The organism is Curtobacterium sp. VKM Ac-2861 (assembly GCF_013204965.1).
In the GTDB taxonomy this organism is placed as follows: Bacteria; Actinomycetota; Actinomycetes; order Actinomycetales; family Microbacteriaceae; genus Curtobacterium.
Window position 1 is genome coordinate 393,983 of record NZ_JABMLA010000004.1, and the last position, 18,866, is coordinate 412,848.

The following is an 18,866-nucleotide window of genomic DNA, read 5'->3' on the forward strand; positions in this document are numbered from 1 at the left end:
GCCTGGTCACACCACGGCCGGATCTCCGGCCCGGCCGGGAACGGCCACCGACACCGCGGCTCCGGCCGCTCGCGAGGAACCCACCATGGCTCAGTTGGACAACCCGGACAACGACGACTTCCCCCAGTACGACGACGCCCTCGGCGAGCGGCTCGCCGGACTCGACGAGGCCGAGGCCGAGCAGCGCGCGACCGCGCTCCGCGCCGGACTCGAGGAGTACGACCTCGAGGACGAGGACCTCGCGCTGCTCGAGGCCGGTCAGGTCGGCGAGGACGGCGTCCACTACCTGCCCGCCTACCCGGTGCTCGCGATCGTCGGCCGCCCGAACGTCGGCAAGTCCGCGCTCGTCAACCGCATCCTCGGTCGTCGCGAGGCCGTCGTGCAGGACGTCCCCGGCGTCACGCGTGACCGCGTCAGCTACAAGGCCGACTGGAACGACAAGCGCTTCACGCTCGTCGACACCGGCGGCTGGGAGCCCGGCGCTGAGGGCATCAACGCCTCGGTCGCCGCGCAGGCCGAGGTCGCGATCGACCTCGCCGACGCCGTGCTGTTCGTCGTCGACGTCACGGTCGGCATCACCGCCACCGACGAGCACGTCGTCAAGATGCTCCGCGGCACCGACCGCCCCGTCATCGTCGTCGCGAACAAGGCCGACGACGAGCGCCGCGAACTCGACGCCTACGAGCTCTGGAACCTGGGGCTCGGCGAGCCGCACCCGGTGTCGGCCCTGCACGGCCGTGGCGTTGCGGACCTGCTCGACCTCATCATCAAGACGCTGCCCGACACCTCGGCCGTCGCCAAGCAGGAGGTCGGTGGCCCCCGCCGCGTCGCCATCCTCGGCCGCCCGAACGTCGGCAAGAGCTCGCTGCTCAACAAGGCCGCCGGTGAAGAGCGCGTCGTCGTGAACGACATCGCCGGCACCACCCGCGACCCGGTGGACGAGCAGATCGAGCTCGGCGGCAAGGTGTGGCGCTTCGTCGACACCGCCGGCATCCGGAAGCGCGTCCACATGCAGCAGGGCGCCGACTTCTACGCCTCGCTCCGCACCACCGCCGCGCTCGAGAAGGCCGAGGTCGCCGTCGTCGTCCTCGACGTCACCGAGCCCGTCTCCGTGCAGGACCTGCGCATCATCGACCTGGTGCTCGAGTCGGGCCGTGCGCTCGTCCTGGCCTACAACAAGTGGGACCTGCTCGACGACGAACGCCGCCGCTACCTCGAGCGCGAGATCGAGCAGGACCTGGCGCACGTCGCCTGGGCCCCGCGCGTGAACATCTCCGCCCGCACCGGCCGCCACCTCGAGAAGCTCGTGCCGGCGCTCGAGACGGCCCTCGCGTCGTGGGACACCCGCATCCCGACGGGCAAGGTCAACGCCTTCATCGCCGAGCTCGTCCAGGAGCACCCCCACCCCGTGCGCGGCGGCAAGCAGCCCCGCATCCTGTTCGGGACCCAGGCGTCGAGCCAGCCGCCGACCTTCGTGCTCTTCACGTCGGCGTTCCTCGACCCACAGTACCGACGGTTCATCACCCGTCGACTCCGCGAGGTCTGGGGCTTCTCCGGTACCCCGATCAACGTCAACATGCGCGTGCGCGAGCGCCGGAAGCGCTGAGTCGCAGCTCCGTCACACACAACGCGTCCCGTCTGCACGGGGCGCGTTGTGCGTTGGCGTTGGCGTTCGCGTTCGGCCGGGAGGCCCGGAGCGCGTCCGCAGCGTCGGCGCGGCATCATGGGACCGTGCGCATCGGGCGGTGGGGAACGGATCGACGTCGGCTCGCCCTGGTGGGTGCCCTCGTCGCCGTGGTCGTCGTCGGCTCGGTGTCACTCTGGACGGTCTCGCACGCACCGTCCGAGGACGACACCGTCACCCGCTCCGACCGTGCGGCGCCCGTGCCCGAGCCCGCGCAGTCGCCCGCGGAGGGGCTGCGACCCTCGAACGGCCTCGGCGTGCCCCTGCCCGAGGCATCCCCGGCCGTGCAACCCGTCGATTCGTCGCCGATCGAGCCGTGGTGGCGCCGCGTCCCGCCGGTCTCCGGGGACATCGTCGGCATCGACGGCGCCGCTGCCTCGGGACACGTCCACATCGCGGCGAACACGGGTGACGCGACCCTCGCGGTCGACATCTCGCGCCTGAAGACGGGCACGAGCGGCCCCGTCGACGTCGTGTTGTCCGGTGGGACCGTCACCGGAGGCAAGGACCCGGAGTGGACGCCGGCGGGGGAGTCCTTCGACGTCTTCCAGGCCGCCGGCGTCGAGCAGGGGCTGACCGTCGTGCTGAGCGACCCGTGGACCCTGCCCGACGAGGTCCGCTCCCTCGTCCTGCTCGATGCGGCGACCGGCACCGTGCTCGGTGGCGCGGCGCTGGTGCCGAGCGACTGAGCCGGCTGGGCAGCCCTGCGCCGACCCGGAACGACATCGTCGACGTCGTGCGACCTCGAGGACGTCGTTCGGGGTCGGGGTCGGGGTCGGGGTTGGGGTCGGCGACGGCGCGGTACGCCGGCGGTCGCTCGATGCGGCACGATGTACTGGTGACGCAGCGCAACGACGGACTCGGTGGCCTCGCCGACCGTCTGTGGTGCCGGCTGCGGCTCGACCGGCTGGCCGGAGGTCGCCAGGGCGGGTACGTCATCCGCCAGGACATGCTCGAGCACCCCGACACCGTGCGCTCCTTCCGGTGGATCCGGTGGCTGCTCGTCGCGGAGACGATCGTCGGACTCGCCGCCATCGTCGTGGCCGTGCTGCTGACGCGCGCGGGGGAGACCGTGCCGTGGGCGGTGTGGTTCCGGGCGACGGTCGTGCTGCTCATCACGCTGACGCTCTACGTGTTCGCGTGGCGGGCACAGCTCGGGTACTACTGGGCGTACCAGCGGGTGCGGTTGTTCAGTCGGATCTTCCCGATCGTGACGCTCATCGTGGCGGCGATCCCCGGGCTGTACCCGTTCTGGATGGTGATCGAGCAGATCGTGTTCTCGCTGCTCATGATCGGCATCGGCGACGTGCTCACCACCGACCACATGCGCGCCACGTTCCCCAAACCCGCCCGCCGCTAGCGCAGCCGGCCCCTCCGCACCACCCTTGCGACAGACCACGCGTCGATCGACTCGTGGACTGTCGCGGAACCGGTGCGGCGGCGGGCGGCGGGCGGCGGGCAGCGCTACGCGACGGTGGCCAGCGCGAAGGGCAGCACGGCGGCGGCCCCGGCACGCCGGAGCTCGCGGCCCGCGACGGTCATCGTCCACCGGCTGTCGACCAGGTCGTCGACGAGCAGCACCGGGCCCTCGTGGGACTGCAACGCCGCAGCGAGCTCGGGTCCGACCTGGAACGTGTCCCAGACGCCCGACAACCGGTACGCGCTGTTCGTCGCACCGTCGCCGCGGGGTGTGCCGCCGTTCCGGTCGAGCGTGCCGAGGAACTGCAGCCGTCCGATCGTCGACAGGGCCTGGGCGAGCGACCCCACGAGCTGCGGCCGCGACCGCGAGGACATCGCGACGACCCCGGTCGGCCGGGTCTCCCACGGCCAGTCCTTGAGCGCCCGGACACAGCCGTCGACGAGCTCGCGGGAGATCGGGGCATCGGGCGTGGACGGCGAGAACAGCGCACGGAGCGGCCCGCCCCAGCCGAGGTCGGTCAGACGAGCCACTGCACGGCCGGGCTGCACGAGCTCGTCGGCGCCGATCTTGCCCCGTACCGAGACTCCGAGCGACGACATGCCCGACGGCCACTGGGCACGCGGCGCGATCTCGACTCCGACCTTGTCGAGCGCGGCAGCCGCACCGGACGAATCGGTGTCGGACACGGCGGTCGGGAACCACGCCCCGGCGCAGTTGTCGCACCGGCCGCAGGGCTCCGCGGACGGGTCGTCGAGGTCCTGCTGCAACAGCTGCATGCGGCAGGCCGAGGTGGACTCGTAGTCGAGCATCGAAGCGGCCTCGGCGGAACGCGCCGCGGCGACCCGCTCGTACCGCGGGGCGTCGTACTGCCACGGCTGCCCGGTGGAGACCCAGCCGCCGGTGACGCGTCGGACCGCCCCGTCGACGTCGAGCACCTTGAGCAGGAGTTCGAGGGTGGAGCGCTTGATGTCGACAAGACCCTCGAGCGCGACCGTCGACATCGCGGTGTCGGTGGACAGGGCGCCGAGCACGGCGGAGGCCCGGGCCTCGGTCGGCATCGACGCGCTCGCGAAGTACTGCCAGATCTCACGGTCCTCACGCCCGGGCAGCAGCAGCACGTCGGCGTTGTCGGTGGCACGACCCGCACGACCGATCTGCTGGTAGTAGGCGACGGGGGACGACGGAGCGCCCACGTGCACGACGAACCCGAGATCCGGCTTGTCGAACCCCATGCCGAGCGCGCTCGTGGCGACCAGGGCCTTCAGCTCGTTGCCCTTGAGCTGCTGCTCGAGCTGCTCCCGCTCGTCGGTGTCGGTGCGCCCCGTGTAGGCCCGGACGGCGTACCCGTTGTCGCGGAGCAGGCGGGCGATGTCCTCGGCAGCCGAGACCGTGAGCGTGTAGATGATGCCGCTGCCGGGCAGGTCGCCGAGGTGCGCGAGCAGCCAGCCGAGCCGCTGCCGGGCGTCAGGCAGCGTCAGCACCCCGAGCCGCAGCGATGCCCGGGCGAGCGACCCGCGGATCGTGAACACCGGGTCGGCCGGGCCGGCGGTCAGCTGTTCGGCGACGTCCTCGACCACGCGCTCGTTCGCCGTCGCGGTGGTCGCCAGGACGGGGACCCCGTGGGGGAGGGACCGGATGAGTTCGGCCAACCGCCGGTAGTCCGGTCGGAAGTCGTGGCCCCAGTCCGAGATGCAGTGCGCCTCGTCGACCACGAGCATGCCCATCCGGGCGATCAGGGTCGGCATCTGCTCGTCGCGGAACTTCGGGTTGTTCAGGCGCTCGGGGGAGACGAGGAGCACGTCGACCTCGTCACGGGCGAGCGCCGCCTGGGTCTCACCCCACTCGTGTGCGTTCGCCGAGTTGATCGACACCGCACGGACCCCCGCGCGGGCAGCCGCAGCCACCTGGTCACGCATCAGGGCGAGCAGCGGCGACACCAGGACGGTCGGGCCACCACCACGGCGCCGGAGCAGCAGCGTCGCGAGGAAGTACACGGCGGACTTGCCCCACCCGGTGCGCTGCACGACCAGGGCACGCTGTCGGTGCTCGACCAGGGCGGAGATCGCCTCGAGCTGGCCGGGGTGGAAGACCACGTCGGGGCGCCCCGTGAGCGCAGCGAGCGCCTGCTGTGCCTCGGCGGCGATGTCTGCAGAAGGCGGGGCGGTGGTTTCCATACCCCCATGCTGTCAGGAGCATCCGACGAAACGGAGGCACCGCCTCCCGTCTGTGGACAACGCTGACAGGCGAGCCGCTACTGGTAGGTGACCAACGACGGCGTCGGGTGCACGTCCTGCATGGTCTGCGACGGCGTCAGCATGGGCGTGTCCTCGTCATAGAAGTTCTTCCAGCCCCAGTGCAGGCCCTCGGGAGCACCCTCGTGCAGCGCCTTCCAGGTCGCCTGCTTGTCCGGCTGCGACCCCTGCCCGTCCACGTGCACGAGCATGTCGAGCTCCGGATGGGTCTTCAGCGCCGACCGGTCCTGGATCATCGAGAGCCGGAACTGGTGCAGCACGAGCGCCTTCGGCGGCAGCCCCTCCTTCTTGACGAGCGATGCGAGCCACGAGGACACCTCGTTCACCTCGGACGCCGACACGCTGCCGATCTGTTCGAGCGGCACCTGGTCCTTCGTCAGCCGCCACTCCGGGTCGAGCGCGAGCCACACCCCGGGCTTCTTCAGCAGCGACTCGTACTTCTTGGCCTGCGACAGGAAGTCCGAGCGGCCCGGCTGCAGGTCGATGATCACGGGCATGTCGGCGTCGTGCGCCGCGTCGACGTAGGGCTCGAGCGTCGACACCGGCAGCTCGGTCGAGTAGTCGCCGTCCGCCCCGGCGTCCCCCGCGGCGACGGTCGCGATGACCTCCATCGCGGGCGTCACCAGCTCGTCGGACTCGGCCCGGTACGGCTTCGCGACCTGCTCGGCACGCTGGACGGTGGCCTCCGGCCCCTGCTCGCCGAGCACACCGAGCGCCGGCGCGCCGGGAGCCCCGTACAGCGCCACGTAGCGGTGCCCGTCGAACGGCCTCTGGCCGCCGTTCCGCAGCTGGAAGCCGCCCTCGGCCGCCCGCACCGTCCACTCCGGGTCCTGCAGCGCGTCGAACGCCGCACCGACCAGGACGGTCTGGTGCTGCTTCCGCTCGTGCAGCGCCGTCACCACGTCGGGCGCGGCAGCCGGGTCGGTCACGCCCTTCGGCATGGTCACCACCTTCGCACCGGCGGCCTTCGCGGTCGCCACGGCCGCAGCGTCCGCGCTCGCGTCCGCCACCACCACGGTCGCCTGCCGGGAGGCCCGGCTCGACTCCGGCGCGTCGCCACCCTCGGGTGCCTTCCGCTGTTCGACGTCCGTGTCGAGCGCCACGTCACCCTCGGCCTGGTACCAGTCGGCCCCGAGCCGATCGAGCTCGCGGGCGACGGCAGCGCTGCTCTTCGCGCCCTTCTCGGTCAACAGCACCGGGACGTGGGCGCTCGCCGCGGCCTTCGCCGCTCCGGAGATCGCGTCGGCATCGCCGGCCGTCGCAACGATCGCGCCGGGAGCACTCGCGAACAGGGCCGTGCTCACGCGCACCGACCGTGCGGCAGCGTCGGAGGCATCGGCGACCGTCACCGTCGTCGCCGAAGCCTTCGCGAGGGTCGGCCGGCTCGTGTCCGGGCCGCTCGACGTGCACCCGGCGGCTCCGAGCAGCAGTCCGGAGACCGCGATCGCGACGAGGACACGAGGGGTGGAACGAGAACGCATCGGGCCACCCTACGAGCCACGCGGAGAGGTCCCTGGGAATCCGACGGGTGTCGTCTCGTAGAAGGGAGTCATGCCCCACCACCCCGACGACCACCCGCTCATCGGAGCCGTCCGGTCGCCCGAGGTCCACTGCATGACCCTCAACGTGCGGCGCCGCGTGCCGCGACCGTCCGCGCACCCGGACGCCTGGGAGCGTCGCCGCGATGCCATCACCGCGCTCGTCACGTCCGAAGCGCCCACCGTCCTCGCCGTCCAGGAGGCCCTCCCCACGCAGGCAGCGGACCTCACGGCCGCTCTTGGGTCGATTTGGGAGCCCGTCCTGGTCGGGCGCGGCGCGCGCGGCGGTGGGGAGCAGGTCGGGCTCTTCCTGGACCGCTCCCGCCTCGACGTCGTCGAGCAGCGCACCTGGGCACTGTCCCGCACGCCCCACCGCCCCGGTTCCCGCTCGTGGGTCACGTCCTTCCCCCGGCACGCCGTCGGGGCCGTCGTCGACGACCGCGCGACCGGCGTCCGGTTCCTGGCCATCGCCACGCACCTCGACGTCGCCTCGCCGTGGGCCCGACTGCGGTCCGCCGAACTCCTCGGCCGGATCGTGCGACAGCGCGGCCTGCCCGCCGTCGTGATGGCCGACTGGAACAGCCCGGCAGGATCCGCACCGTGGCGAGCACTGGCGGACGCTGGTGTCGTTGACAGCTGGGGACGGGCCTCCAGGCAGGTGGGCGAGCCGTACGGGACGTACCCGCACTACGGGAGTCCGCGTGTCGGTGGCCGGCGCATCGACGGCGTCCTGGTGACGTCGGACGCGACCGTCGAGCGTGTCGCCGTCTCGAACCGGCGGCCGGGTGGCGTGTGGCCCTCTGACCACGCGGCCGTGCACGCGGTCGTGCGGTGGGCGTCGTGATCCGGGCGCTCGGGCCGACGTTCCTGCGGCCGAGGTTCCTGGTGGCCGACGTCGTGCGTGCCCTGACACTCGTGAGTCTGGTCGTCGCGAGCATCGGGTGGGGCGGGACCGCGCTGCCGGTGATGGCGCTGTCGCTGCTCGGGGTCGTGGTGCCGCGGATGCTCGGACTGCGGCCCGCGTTCGACCTGGCGGTGTGCGTGCTCGTGCTCCTCGCCGGGTGGTCGAGCGTGCTCGAGTGGTACACGAGCGTGTTCCTGTGGGACAAGTTCATGCACGTCGTGCTCACCGGGCTGCTCGCCGCCGTGCTGTACGTCATCGGTGCCGACCTGCGCGCGGTGCCGGCGCCGGACGGGGAGCGACGGGTGGTCGTCGCGGTCCTCGGGCTGTGTGCGGGGCTCGCGATCGGGGCGGCGTGGGAGATGGGGGAGTGGCTGGGGCACAACTTCGTCGACTCGGCGATCTACGTCGGGTACGACGACACGATCGGGGACCTGGCGGCGGACGGGGCCGGCGGGTTGCTCGTCGGGCTCGGGTTGCCGTGGTTGGCGGCGCGGCGCGATGTGGTGCGGGCGGGGTGAGCGTGCGTGCTCGTGGTCTTTCCCCGTTTGGTGCTCGTTCGGTGCGACTCGCCGTGGCACTGAGGGGGTCTGACGTCCGCTATGCTGGACCGGTCGCTCGCGCTCCGGTCGGACGTGGGCGAGGGTCCTCAGGGATCCTGAGTTCTCCGGAACTCGCGGGCTGTGGCGCAGCTTGGTAGCGCACTTGACTGGGGGTCAAGGGGTCGCAGGTTCAAATCCTGTCAGCCCGACCGAAACGTGTCTGACACGACGACGAAGCCCACCGAGGATCTCGGTGGGCTTCTTCGTTTCAGTAGCGGTCGTGGGGTCGTACGCATAGGGGTCCCTCACTGCGACGATGAGCGGACCACCTATGTGAGACACCGTCCTTGCGGCAGCTGTATCCGGTTTGGTTCGGAGGCCGAGATTCGCTGGGGGACCGGCTATTGAAACCGCTGTAACGCTGACCGCGTCGTCCGATATCCGCCAGAAACTGAAGCGCGGCTCGGCTGAACTGAGCAGGTGAACAACAGAACCACGCAGGCCGCCGCCTTCCACACGCTCCACCAGGACTTCGCACAGCCGCTCCTTCTCGCCAACGCCTGGGACGTAGCAAGCGCCCGACTCGTCGAGAGTGCGGGTGCGCCAGCCATCGCTACCACCAGCGCAGGTGTCACATGGTCGCTCGGTCATGCGGACGGTAACGCGCTCGGGCGCGAGGAGGCCGTCGCGGCAGTCTCTCGGATCGCTGGCGCGGTGACTGTGCCGGTCACCGCTGACATCGAGGCCGGCTACGCCGACGACGCAGACGGGGTGGAACACACGGTCGACGCAGTTCTCGAAGCCGGTGCAGTCGGCATCAACATCGAGGACGGCGCACTGCCCGCAGCTGAGCTCATGGACCGTATCGGCGCGGCTCGACGTGCAGCGGGTCGTGCCGGGGTACCGATGTTCATCAACGCGCGGACGGACGTGTACCTCGCCGGCCTGGTCTCGCCGGAGCAGCGCTTCGCTGAGACCCTCCATCGGGCACACCGGTACCTCGAAGCAGGAGCAGATGGTGTCTTCGTACCCGGAGTTGGCGACGCCGACACGATCAGAGCGCTGGCTGAGGCAATCGACGGCCCGCTGAACGTGATGGTCGGCCCCGGCTCCCTGACTGCCGCGCAGCTCTCAGAACTCGGAGTGGCCCGCGTGAGCGTCGGTTCGGGCATGGCGCAGGCCGCGTACGAGATTGCTCGATCGGCCGCTATGGAACTGCTGACTGCCGGCACATACGGGTCCTTGACGCCGGCCGTCGACTACGGCGAGCTGAACTCGCTGTTCTAGCGAGGTCCGCGACGAAGGAAGAGGACCAACGTCGAATGACGTTGGTCCTCTTCGCTCCTTGCATGTCTGCCTCGGCTAATCCAAGGGTTGATGGTGAAGGTCTCGGCGACCGATCCATCAACGGGCGGCGGACCTGCCGGCATCCCACGGCCGACAGGTCCTTCTCTACTCAGCGCGCTCGACAGGGAGCCAGAGCTCGCAGGTGGCCGTGCTGAAGTCGCCGGCGCGGTCGAGTACCGCGACGATGGACGGTCCAGGCCGAAGCCGCCAGGGGTTCGACGGGAACCAGTCGGTCGCGGTCGCAGCCCATGCCTCTTGCAGCGCAGCCGGATACTCGCCCTCGGTGTGGAACACGGCCCACGTGCCGGCTGGAACCTCGATCGTGTCGAGATCTCCGATCATCGGCGCCTTCCCCGTGACGGCCACTCCGTGCAGGTAGGTCAGTTCGCTCCCCTCGGTGTAGTCCGGGTCGACGTCGGCGCTGACCTGAAGCAGGCCGGCCGGTTCGGTGTCGCTCAGGGCTTTGAGGCGTGCGTGTTCTGCTGCCGGAAGTGATGCGATGTGGGCTTGGATCTGCTGGTTGATGCCCTCGTGGATGAGGGGCACGCGGATGGCGTGGCCGATGAGGTGAAACGCCGGTCGATCGGTGATGCGGGTGTCCATGGTGATGTTCCCTTCTACGGTCAGGCGGAACCTGAGCTGCGGTTGCGTTCGAAGGGGGCCGCCATTTCGCTTGACGCTGCCGACGCTGACACCGTGCACTGATCGGAACGCTCGACCGAATGCCTCGGTGGAGCCGTAGCCGTACCGCACCGCGATGCTCAACAGGTTTCCGTCTCCGAGGGCATCCGCTGCCGCGACTGACATTCGGCGACGCCGGATGTACTCCGACAGGGGCATCCCAGCGAGTGACGAGAACATTCGACGGAGGTGGTACTCCGTCGTGCCGAGTTCCCTCGCCAAGGATGCAACGTCGAGGTTGTCGTTCAGGCGACCTTCGATCAGTTCGACCAGTCTGTTGAGCTCCGCGATCATGCCGCCTCCTTCGACACCCACACTTCCGGGTCATAACGGTCGGCACCCTACTATCGCGGTCCGATCGGATCGCCTCTGTGCTCCGGAACGTGCCCGTTAGCCGATCGTCTATCGGACGCAACCCGTCACGTGTGCGTAGCCGGAGCGGATCGGGCCCAGTCTGAGCGAGCTTGCTGGAAATCGCTGTTCGTTCCGATACCGTCGACGGGGACGGCAGAGAGGCCATTGTGCACGGGGACGCGATCGACACGTTGGGGAACGACGGGGTGTTCTTTGACCCGCTGTGGCGGATCGAAGTGAGCCTGACAGAAACGGAGCAGTGTCTCCTCCGCACCTGGCCGGTGCGGCGTCTGGCCTTCATCGCACATGCGGGAGCCGCCTCGATCACAACGGTTCAGACCTACTCTCGCCTCGAGCACTCGCTCGGCGTGCTTGCCCTCGTGGCCCACTTCGCGTCCGAGGATCACCCTTCGCGGATCGCAGCGTTGTTGCACGATGTCGGCCATCTGCCGTTCAGTCACACACTCGAGGGCCTCGCGGGTCTCGACCACCACCGCCTCACCCGACAGCGGATCACTGCGATCTTCGCCGCAGATGTGACACTCGATAGCGATGCTGAAACGATCATCGCACTCGATGACGGGAGCCTCCCCTCGGCGCTCACGGCAGTGCACGGTGGACTGAAGCTGGACCACCTCGACTCCTTCTTGCGTAGCGGGCAGGCGCACGGGCGCACGCGGTCCGCACCACATGAGCTGCTGCGACGGCTGCGTTTGCGCGACGGAGCCGTTGATGCTGATCCGGTCGATGTGGTGGAACTCACGGACCTCGCGATCGGCGAAGCCCACGCGCAGAGAAGCGCAGCAAACCTCGTCCCCGTCGCCGTCATGCGTGGCTTGGTCAGTCGTCTCCTCGGCACGGGAGCCCTCGAACCGACCGTCCTGGCCGGCATGACTGACGACGAACTGTGGTCACTTCTGCTCTCCGCCGATGAGACCCGTGTCGACGCAGCGTCGTTGCGACGTCATCCTCAGCATTGGTACCTCCGTCGTCACCGGGACAACAGTCACGGCGCGCCCTTCTCGCACGTGATTCGGCGGAGCTACCTCGATCTCCCCATGAGTGACGGTCAACCTACTTTCGACCCCCGCGTCGACGCCTTGCAGCAGGACCTTCCGATGCGGGTGAGCGTTCAGAGAACCAAGGGCCAGGCCCCCGTCGCGTAGGCCCGACCGCGACCGGCAACGGATCCTCTACCGCGCGTCGGGTGTGGGCGAAGATGCGGCGTTCTCAGCGGATGCGGGATCGTGGCCGCGGCTGCCTGCCACGAACCCGACGACGCTCAGGAGGGCGCGTGCCTGGAGCATGCGCATCGCGACGGCGTTCACCCGGATACCCCATTGCCGTTTCGGAGCGACCATGGGGACACGGCCCGGAAGCAGTTTCTGCGCTGCGGCGGCCCTGGGTCGCATGGCACCTTCGAACGTCTGCAGCGCCGCGGCCACCCGCACTCCGGACGCATCTCCGTGCACGCCGTGCTGGCGCAGTGCGTGGGCGAGTTCTGCTGCACCGCGGAGACCGAGTGCGGTCCCGAGGCCGCTGAGCGGGCTGGCACTCCACGCGGCATCACCGATGAGGACCACGCGTCCGTCGGACCAGATGTCGGGTAGGAGGATCTGGTCGTACGTGTCGAGTGCGAAGTCCGGCGCGGTTCGTGCTGCTCGGAGGAACTCGGCAGCACGCCACCCGGTGCCGGCGAACACATTGCCGAGGAGAGTGAGCTGCTCATCCCGATCGCGAGGCACGGTGGACGCCGCGAACGTCATCCCGATCTCCTGTTGACCGTCATGGCCGGGCCGAGCGGTCAGGCCGCGACGACCCGGCTCGTTGTAGGACAGCGCCCAACCATCCAGCAGAGGCGTCTCCGGTTGCTCATCAAGGGTGAACCAGGCGTGCGCCAGACCAAGGGGCTTCCGGTAGCGGGACTCGGGGCCGAAGCGGAGCGCCCGCGTTCGGGAATGCGTTCCATCCGCGCCGACGACGAGATCGAACGATCCCGAGCGCCCGGAACGAAAGCGCACATCGATCCCCTCGACCGTGTCGGTGAGAGCGTCGACCGTGTCCGCGAACCGGTGCACGACACCGGCCGCGCGCGCCTCGTCATGCAGGAGACGTGCGAGGTCTGCCCGCGGGAGTTCCTCGCGAGAGATAAACCCGCGACCCCCGAACGCCTCGACCGGCATCTCGGCCATCCGACTGCCGTCAGCGCGGATCCAGGCAATGCCGCGCTGCGGGATCAGGTGCTCGAGTGCGGCGCCGATGATCCCGAGGTCGACGAGGACCTGCCGGGAGTCGCCGCGCAGGTCGACGGTCTGTCCGCCGGTCCGGAGCGCGGGCGCGATCTCCACCACGGTGACCTCCCATCCGTCGCGGGCGAGACAAAGTGCGAGGGTGTCGCCGGCGATGCCAGCTCCGACGATGAGCGCGGTGGTCATGATGCTCCGTTCTTGCAACTTACGTTGCGTTAGTAGCTTGGAGCATACCTAACGCAGCTGGCTGTGCAATAGGGTGGAGTTATGCCAGAAGTTGCCGGTTCTCGTCGCCCTGGTGGGCGCACTGCTCGCACGCGCGAAGCCGTACTCGCCGCGGTCCGGGCGACGCTTGCGGATCCTGAAGCAGAACTGACGGTGCCCGCAGTCGCGAACCGCGCCGGGGTGCACGCCACCACGGTGTACCGCCGGTGGCAGACAATCGAGTCACTCTTGCTCGACGTCATGGTCAGCGACGTCCGGCAGGCTTCCCCGGTCCCGGCGACCGGCGACCTCCCCGCCGACCTCACGGGGTACATCGGCCGACTCCTCACAAGCCTCCGCGGGCCGCACGCGCTCGGGTTGCTGCGGGCACTCCTCGCCGCATCGCAGGCAGCGCCGGACCTCGAGGCGGTCAGCGAGCTCGTGAAGCCTCGAATCGACGACTTCCAGGCGATGCTCGACGCCGCTGACGTCACCACGATCGACGGCCTGGGATGCATCGAACTCGTGATCGCACCGGCGTACCTCTGGGCCCAACTCGGCGCCCCACTCGACCCAGCCAAAGACACGGAACGCCTCGTGAACACCGTGCTCCGAACCGTCTAGGGTCGACTCCGCTGCTACCGGCTACTTCCCCCGGCGGCAAACCGACTTCGAGGACCCCGCACGCTCCATTGAGGTGAGCGCTGCTGTCGTCCGATAGGAATCGAGGCGTGACTCCCTCTCGATAGCGAGCAGAGGAAGGGGCGCCTGTGAAGTTCTGCGGGTCGCCGCGACCGCTGACCGATCGGCCAGCGGGACGGTCACGTGCGCCGACGAGGATGGGTCAGTAGCCGCGGCGGTAGAGCGCTCGGAACACGAACACCCAGGCGACGAGGGCGGCCAAGACGACCCCACCGTTCCAGACTTCGGCGCAGGCATGCCGGGTTCATGCCCCGGATATCAGTCGAGAGTGGAGTGGTGCCCTGATGAGCCTGTGGTGAGTTGGCGGAGGATGGTGGCCACGGGCCCTGTTCGTGCGAGCCGCCAGCTCTGGCCGGCCCAGAGATGTAGTGCGGACGGGTCTACTGCCGTGGTTGCGGCGGTGCGGAGTGGGCGGGTTAGGTGATGCAGTGCTGGGTAGCCGCTCGGGGCGTCATCGTGGTCGCTGACGAATCGGTTGACCAGCGCCCGAGCGGGACGGCCTGTGAACGCGCGGGTCAGGGCGGTGGAGGTGTACCGCCGGCCGACGATCGCGGCTTTATGGACCTGGGAGGCACCACTCTCATCGGAGCACAGTACGGCGGTACCGACCGCCACCGCTGAGGCGCCCGCCGCATGTGCGATGCGGACGTCTTCCGGAGTGGCGATCCCGCCGGAGGCGATGATCGGCAGGGTGACTGCCGCCCGAACGTCAGCGATGAGCCGTGCGAGTGGCACGTTGGGTGGGAGAACGTCAGCGTGCCATATCCCGCTGTGGCCGCCGGCCGCGAATCCCTGAACGATGAGCATGTCGACGCCGCGATCCTCCGCACGACGTGCTTCGTCGACGGATGTGACAGTCTGCATGAGCAGAGAACCAGCACCGTGGAGCACTTCGACAACGTTCGGGGTGGGCAGGCCGAACGTGAAGCTCACCAACGGCACGGGGTCGTCGATCAGCGCGGTGATCTTCGCGTCCCAGTCGTCGTTGTCCTCGGTGAGCGGGGCCGGGTAATCGGTGACGCCCAGGCGGAGAGCGTCGCTCTGAAGGGTGTCCGCGTACCGGGCGTATTCCTGCTCAGCGATGGGGTGGACGTTCGGCGTGAACAGGTTCACGCCGAAAAATCGCGTACCCGCCGCGCGGACTGCTTGGATCTCCACAACCATCGCCGCGGCACTTTTGTATCCGGCGGCGAGTTGCGCGAAGTGCCCCACCTCGGCTGCAGCGATCACCAGCGCGGGGCATGACGCACCGCCGGCCATCGGTGCAACCCAGACGGGTTCGCTCCGATTCAACGGTGCGGGCAGGGCGTAGTTCGACGGGACGTCGCCGACGTGCGCGTCGTCGTTCATCACTCCTCCTAGTGCAGGACCTCAAGCAACGATTTTCCTCCATGCTTGTCCGTCAGGTCCGGGTCGGGGGCTGCCGGGAGAGAATACGACGCTTACACCCTTCCCGCAGCTACCGTGATGTGAAACGCCCGACCGGTTCGAGAGGCTGCGAGTGCGATGCTCATCAGGATTGACCGGTCACTGAGTCTTGATAGACGATCCTCTACCGAACGGCGTTCGTTCTGAGGGGCGAGCACATCGCGACGACGACGGCGCCAGCGAACACGAGGGTGACCGCGAGCAGTGCGACGCCGTCCCCAGCGACGGTCATGAGTGCGCCGCCGCCCACTGCTCCCGCAGCCGCAAGGGTTCTGTTCGCGCTGCGCATCGTGCCGTTCATCCGGCCGAGAAGCGCGTCGGGTGTGACGGTCTGGCGGAGGCTCATTTCGTTCGCGTTCTCGCACCCCGCGGCAGCGCCGTGCACGGCGAACGCGACGAACAAGACCACGACGGACCCCGGTGGTGCTGCAACACCGAGGCCAACGGTCGTGAGCGTGATGGCCGCCCATGCGATCGGGTAGGCGGCTCGTGCGGCGATGATCGTTCGGCTTGCGCCGAAGCGTGTGCCGAGGCGCGGCGCCGCAGTGGCACCGAGGAGCATCGCGACTCCGCTGACTGCGAGGATGGCCCCGTACACGGCCGCTGGGAGCGCGAGGGTACGGAGTGCGAAGGTCGCGAATACCGTCAGTCCGGCGGCGTTGGCGAGGAACCAGAGATGTGTCGACAGCGCCAGCGGTGCGAGTGTCGGATGACCGTACGTCCACCGCAGACCGTCAGCGATGTCGCGCCGCAGCCGCGCGCCGGCCCGGCGTGCTGCCGTTTGCTCGACAACGCGGACGCGGGCGATGAGGACAGCGTCGACGAAGTAGCTCACCGCATCGAGCGCTATGGCCACCGGCGCGGTCACGATGCTGACCAGGACACCTCCGAGAGCCGGGCCCACCGTCTGCGCTGCCGCGTCACTCTGATCCACCCGCGCATTCGCTGCTAGCAGGAGAGGGCGAGGAACGATCCGAGGGAGGAGGGACTGCGTGGCAGCGAATCCCACAACGGACAAGATTCCGAACACGAACAACGCCGCCGCCGTCACCCAGAGGTTCAAGAGCCCGGTCAACCAAAGGACCGGAATCGCGCTCAGGCACACGCCGCGACCGACACTCGCCCAGATCAGGAGTGGCTTCCGCCGGAACCGATCGACGTACGCGCCGACGATCAAACCGAACAATGCGTACGGCAGAGACTGGGCAGCGTTGACCAGTCCTACTTCGAACGGGCTAGCGTGCAGCACGGTCACCACGAGAACTGGCACGGCCACCGCGCTCACTGCTGATCCGAACGACGAGACGGTCGCGGCAGACCAGTACGGGCGGAACCCGGGCACTCGACGCAGCGTGGTCACGTCGTCGCCCATGCGCCAACGCTGGCAGACCGCAACGCTGCGAGCAAGAGAGGTCGCACCCCGCGTCCCTGTCTCGGTAGCCGACCGGCTACCGGACCAGCTCGTGTTCGTAGAGGCTGGACGCGAGTTGCCGCCCGCCCTCGAGGGCTGTCACCGTCACGTCGCGAACGTGCCGGAACCCTTGCTGTTCGTAGAAGCGCCGCAAGCCCGGGTTGTCCGTCGCACAGTCGAGCCGCACGAGGGCCGCCCCGCGCTCGGTAGCTCTTTGTTCTGCCCACACCAGCAGTCGTTGTCCGAGCCGGCTGCCACGATGAGTCTGCGCAACGGCCAGTCGGTGCACGTACACAGCGGAGCTGCTCTCCATGCACCACGTCTCGGAGTCCGAGTCGGACACGGTGACCATGGCCACGATCACCTGGTGCTGACGCACGACGAAGAGATTCCCCTGCTCGGCGTCGCGGAGTAGAACACCATCCGGGACGGGGTCTTGCCACTGGTCTATCCCACGCGAGCGCAGCCACTGCCTCGCACCGTCGATGAGCGCTTGAGCTGCAGGAATGTCCGTGGCGCTGGCCGCTTCGACCACCAGCACGTCTTGATCCATAGGACGACGCTACGGGGTGATTTAAGCGGATACGAGCGGAAGCGCCGTCGCCGACCGCCCGACAGCCGATCGATTACCGGACGCCCGTAGCGTCGTGATCTTCAACTGCCGCTGAAGAACCCGATAAGCAGGAGGGTGATGCACGTCACCGCTACAGCAGCATTGCGCGCGCACAGCGCCTTCCGGGGGCGATGGCTCGGCTGGCTGCGCTGACGAGTTTGCTTGAACGGCGATCCGCAACCCCCGAAAGGGGTACAAGCTAGTGGGGCGAAACACCCACTCGAGACATCGCGGCTCGTCTGTACGGTTATTCAGGTACGCCGACAGCAACGAGAAAGGCTTCAACGATGAAGTTCAGAACCGCCGCCTTCAGCGCAGCGACCCTTGTCCTCCTCAGCACTCTCGGGCTTGCTGGCCCCGCCAGCGCGGCCACGTCAGCGACCGACGACAACGGCGCAGCTGGTCAAGCCTGCGTCCAAGCGGCAACCGACCTCACCAGCAGCGGTGGAACAGGCGACTTCGCCTGCCTCATCACCATGTCCTCCGAAGAGGCGGCGAACCTCGCGCCACCGTCGAACGCCCGTGCCGACAGCGTCGGCTGCTATAACAGCACCCCCGTGCGCACGATCTGGGCTCCATCGTCGAGCGACATCGTCTACGGCGTGATCTACGGACAGGCGAACGACCCGACCAACGGCTCCTGGAGCAATTGCATCGACCTCACGTTCACCATCGGACTGCAGACCGACAAGCACATCTTCGGCCTGTCCGCTTTCTCCGTCCTCCGCAACTACAACGTGGACCTCAGCGGTGGCATCACTCTTGAGCAGATGGAAGGACTCCTGCCCAGCCGGACGGTGGACTCCACGGGCTACTCGAACCTCTCCGGCGACGGCTTCAACTTCACCGGCTCGATGGGCGGAACACACAACGGCACCTACATCTTCAAGCTCGGCAACATGAAGATCCAGGACTACGAGCGTGCGCACACGTTCAACCTCAACCTCGACCTCTCCACGTACCGTTTCCTGTGCACCCCGGGAGACAGCTGCCGGTACCCGGACGGCAAGGAAGCGCCGGTCTTCGGCTGAAACACCTAAGAGGAGGAGCGCACGTGAACAACCGCATCGAGGCAATTCGTGAAGCCATCAGAGCAGACACCGACCGTAGCGTCACCGCGACAGTCCTCATGCAGGACTTCAACGGTGTCGACGAGTGGAGTGTGAAGACCGACCTCCGGGACGCCAGCTGGACCGCCATCCACGTTGCAACGCAACGCACCATCGTCTCCGACGGCTACAACGAGCGCATCGGTGAGGGGCACAGCAAGCGCCCCCATCCGGCCGCGAGCCTCATCTATCCCGACAGCATGTTCATCTGGGGTGGTGATCAGTCCGACTGGCATCCGACCGACGCAGAAGACGGGGACGGCTTCACCGTGCTCGTCCTTCGACACCGATTGGACCGTTCTCTCCTTGCTTCCATCACCTACGACCAAGAGCTGAATCTCTTTAGCAGGTTCGACTCGCCAACCCGCCTCATTCACCTTCGAGACGCCGCAGTCAGCCGGTGACAGGTAAGTACGCCGTCACCCTTTCGT

The 18,866-nt window shown here is 68.6% G+C and carries 17 protein-coding genes and 1 tRNA gene; 11 read left to right on the top strand and 7 right to left on the bottom strand.

Going from position 1 to position 18,866, the window contains the following annotated elements; all coding sequences use genetic code 11:
- The first annotated feature begins 85 nt into the window (after nucleotides 1–85).
- The 3 genes from der (at nucleotide 86) to HQQ88_RS12810 (ending at nucleotide 3,044) form a co-directional block, all read left to right on the top strand.
- Nucleotides 86–1,606 carry a ribosome biogenesis GTPase Der gene (gene der, locus HQQ88_RS12800; protein WP_111084613.1) on the top strand — a complete coding sequence of 507 codons (1,521 nt, stop codon included), beginning with the start codon at nucleotides 86–88 and terminating at the stop codon, nucleotides 1,604–1,606.
- Nucleotides 1,607–1,731: 125 nt separating this feature from the next.
- Nucleotides 1,732–2,373, top strand: a complete 642-nt coding sequence (locus HQQ88_RS12805; RefSeq protein ID WP_173169619.1) for a hypothetical protein — start codon at nucleotides 1,732–1,734, stop codon at nucleotides 2,371–2,373.
- Nucleotides 2,374–2,522: 149 nt separating this feature from the next.
- Nucleotides 2,523–3,044, top strand: coding sequence for a hypothetical protein (locus HQQ88_RS12810; protein WP_123293894.1), 522 nt, complete (start codon nucleotides 2,523–2,525; stop codon nucleotides 3,042–3,044).
- A gap of 104 nt (nucleotides 3,045–3,148) precedes the next feature.
- On the opposite strand, the gene HQQ88_RS12815 is transcribed toward HQQ88_RS12810, so the two are convergent.
- Both HQQ88_RS12815 and HQQ88_RS12820 read right to left on the bottom strand, forming a co-directional pair.
- Entirely contained in the window at nucleotides 3,149–5,278 is a 2,130-nt protein-coding gene (locus HQQ88_RS12815; RefSeq protein WP_173169620.1) for a RecQ family ATP-dependent DNA helicase, read from the bottom strand.
- Nucleotides 5,279–5,355: 77 nt separating this feature from the next.
- Entirely contained in the window at nucleotides 5,356–6,837 is a 1,482-nt protein-coding gene (locus HQQ88_RS12820; RefSeq protein ID WP_173169621.1) for a hypothetical protein, read from the bottom strand.
- A 70-nt stretch (nucleotides 6,838–6,907) separates the two neighbouring features.
- On the opposite strand from HQQ88_RS12820, the gene HQQ88_RS12825 reads away from it, so the two are divergent.
- From HQQ88_RS12825 to HQQ88_RS12840, 4 genes are all read left to right on the top strand, one after another.
- A complete protein-coding gene (locus tag HQQ88_RS12825) occupies nucleotides 6,908–7,738 on the top strand; it encodes an endonuclease/exonuclease/phosphatase family protein (RefSeq protein WP_173169622.1) in 831 nt (276 codons plus the stop codon).
- On the top strand, nucleotides 7,735–8,316 hold the full coding sequence (locus HQQ88_RS12830) for a hypothetical protein (RefSeq protein WP_173169623.1): 582 nt from the start codon (nucleotides 7,735–7,737) through the stop codon (nucleotides 8,314–8,316). The genes HQQ88_RS12825 and HQQ88_RS12830 overlap by 4 nt, the downstream gene beginning before the upstream one ends.
- A gap of 156 nt (nucleotides 8,317–8,472) precedes the next feature.
- Nucleotides 8,473–8,546, top strand: a tRNA-Pro gene (locus HQQ88_RS12835).
- A 271-nt stretch (nucleotides 8,547–8,817) separates the two neighbouring features.
- A complete protein-coding gene (locus HQQ88_RS12840) occupies nucleotides 8,818–9,624 on the top strand; it encodes an isocitrate lyase/phosphoenolpyruvate mutase family protein (protein WP_173169624.1) in 807 nt (268 codons plus the stop codon).
- 165 nt (nucleotides 9,625–9,789) lie between these two features.
- Here HQQ88_RS12840 and HQQ88_RS12845 read toward each other — a convergent pair whose 3' ends face one another.
- On the bottom strand, nucleotides 9,790–10,659 hold the full coding sequence (locus HQQ88_RS12845) for a GyrI-like domain-containing protein (RefSeq protein WP_173169625.1): 870 nt from the start codon (nucleotides 10,657–10,659) through the stop codon (nucleotides 9,790–9,792).
- 170 nt (nucleotides 10,660–10,829) lie between these two features.
- Between HQQ88_RS12845 and HQQ88_RS12850 the strand changes: the two genes are divergently transcribed.
- Nucleotides 10,830–11,885 carry an HD domain-containing protein gene (locus tag HQQ88_RS12850; protein WP_173169626.1) on the top strand — a complete coding sequence of 352 codons (1,056 nt, stop codon included), beginning with the start codon at nucleotides 10,830–10,832 and terminating at the stop codon, nucleotides 11,883–11,885.
- A gap of 27 nt (nucleotides 11,886–11,912) precedes the next feature.
- Here the strand turns inward: HQQ88_RS12850 and HQQ88_RS12855 are convergent, their stop codons facing one another.
- Nucleotides 11,913–13,154 (bottom strand): FAD-dependent monooxygenase, encoded by a 1,242-nt coding sequence (locus tag HQQ88_RS12855; protein WP_173169627.1) that lies wholly within the window; start codon nucleotides 13,152–13,154, stop codon nucleotides 11,913–11,915.
- Nucleotides 13,155–13,346: 192 nt separating this feature from the next.
- Between HQQ88_RS12855 and HQQ88_RS12860 the strand changes: the two genes are divergently transcribed.
- Entirely contained in the window at nucleotides 13,347–13,796 is a 450-nt protein-coding gene (locus tag HQQ88_RS12860; protein ID WP_173169628.1) for a TetR/AcrR family transcriptional regulator C-terminal ligand-binding domain-containing protein, read from the top strand.
- A 336-nt stretch (nucleotides 13,797–14,132) separates the two neighbouring features.
- On the opposite strand, the gene HQQ88_RS12865 is transcribed toward HQQ88_RS12860, so the two are convergent.
- The 3 genes from HQQ88_RS12865 to HQQ88_RS12875 form a co-directional block, all read right to left on the bottom strand.
- A complete protein-coding gene (locus tag HQQ88_RS12865; protein ID WP_173169629.1) occupies nucleotides 14,133–15,224 on the bottom strand; it encodes a nitronate monooxygenase in 1,092 nt (363 codons plus the stop codon).
- Between the two features lie 202 nt (nucleotides 15,225–15,426).
- Entirely contained in the window at nucleotides 15,427–16,674 is a 1,248-nt protein-coding gene (locus HQQ88_RS12870) for an MFS transporter (protein WP_173169630.1), read from the bottom strand.
- Nucleotides 16,675–16,750: 76 nt separating this feature from the next.
- A complete protein-coding gene (locus HQQ88_RS12875; protein ID WP_216834667.1) occupies nucleotides 16,751–17,266 on the bottom strand; it encodes a GNAT family N-acetyltransferase in 516 nt (171 codons plus the stop codon).
- Nucleotides 17,267–17,802: 536 nt separating this feature from the next.
- Between HQQ88_RS12875 and HQQ88_RS12880 the strand changes: the two genes are divergently transcribed.
- Nucleotides 17,803–18,357: a hypothetical protein gene (locus HQQ88_RS12880; protein ID WP_173169631.1), complete on the top strand. Its 555-nt coding sequence runs from the start codon at nucleotides 17,803–17,805 to the stop codon at nucleotides 18,355–18,357.
- A gap of 23 nt (nucleotides 18,358–18,380) precedes the next feature.
- The gene (locus HQQ88_RS12885) at nucleotides 18,381–18,839 is read left to right on the top strand and encodes a hypothetical protein (protein ID WP_131921972.1); all 459 of its coding nucleotides are present in this window, start codon (nucleotides 18,381–18,383) and stop codon (nucleotides 18,837–18,839) included.
- Nucleotides 18,840–18,866 lie beyond the last annotated feature (27 nt).

Coding starts and splice junctions, on each gene's coding strand:
- der (WP_111084613.1), top strand. CDS start 86: ATGGCTCAGTTGGACAACCCGGACAACGACGACTTCCCCCAGTACGAC.
- HQQ88_RS12815 (WP_173169620.1), bottom strand. CDS start 5,278: ATGGAAACCACCGCCCCGCCTTCTGCAGACATCGCCGCCGAGGCACAG.
- HQQ88_RS12820 (WP_173169621.1), bottom strand. CDS start 6,837: ATGCGTTCTCGTTCCACCCCTCGTGTCCTCGTCGCGATCGCGGTCTCC.
- HQQ88_RS12825 (WP_173169622.1), top strand. CDS start 6,908: ATGCCCCACCACCCCGACGACCACCCGCTCATCGGAGCCGTCCGGTCG.
- HQQ88_RS12845 (WP_173169625.1), bottom strand. CDS start 10,659: ATGATCGCGGAGCTCAACAGACTGGTCGAACTGATCGAAGGTCGCCTG.
- HQQ88_RS12855 (WP_173169627.1), bottom strand. CDS start 13,154: ATGACCACCGCGCTCATCGTCGGAGCTGGCATCGCCGGCGACACCCTC.
- HQQ88_RS12865 (WP_173169629.1), bottom strand. CDS start 15,224: ATGAACGACGACGCGCACGTCGGCGACGTCCCGTCGAACTACGCCCTG.
- HQQ88_RS12870 (WP_173169630.1), bottom strand. CDS start 16,674: ATGGGCGACGACGTGACCACGCTGCGTCGAGTGCCCGGGTTCCGCCCG.
- HQQ88_RS12875 (WP_216834667.1), bottom strand. CDS start 17,266: ATGGATCAAGACGTGCTGGTGGTCGAAGCGGCCAGCGCCACGGACATT.
- HQQ88_RS12880 (WP_173169631.1), top strand. CDS start 17,803: ATGTCCTCCGAAGAGGCGGCGAACCTCGCGCCACCGTCGAACGCCCGT.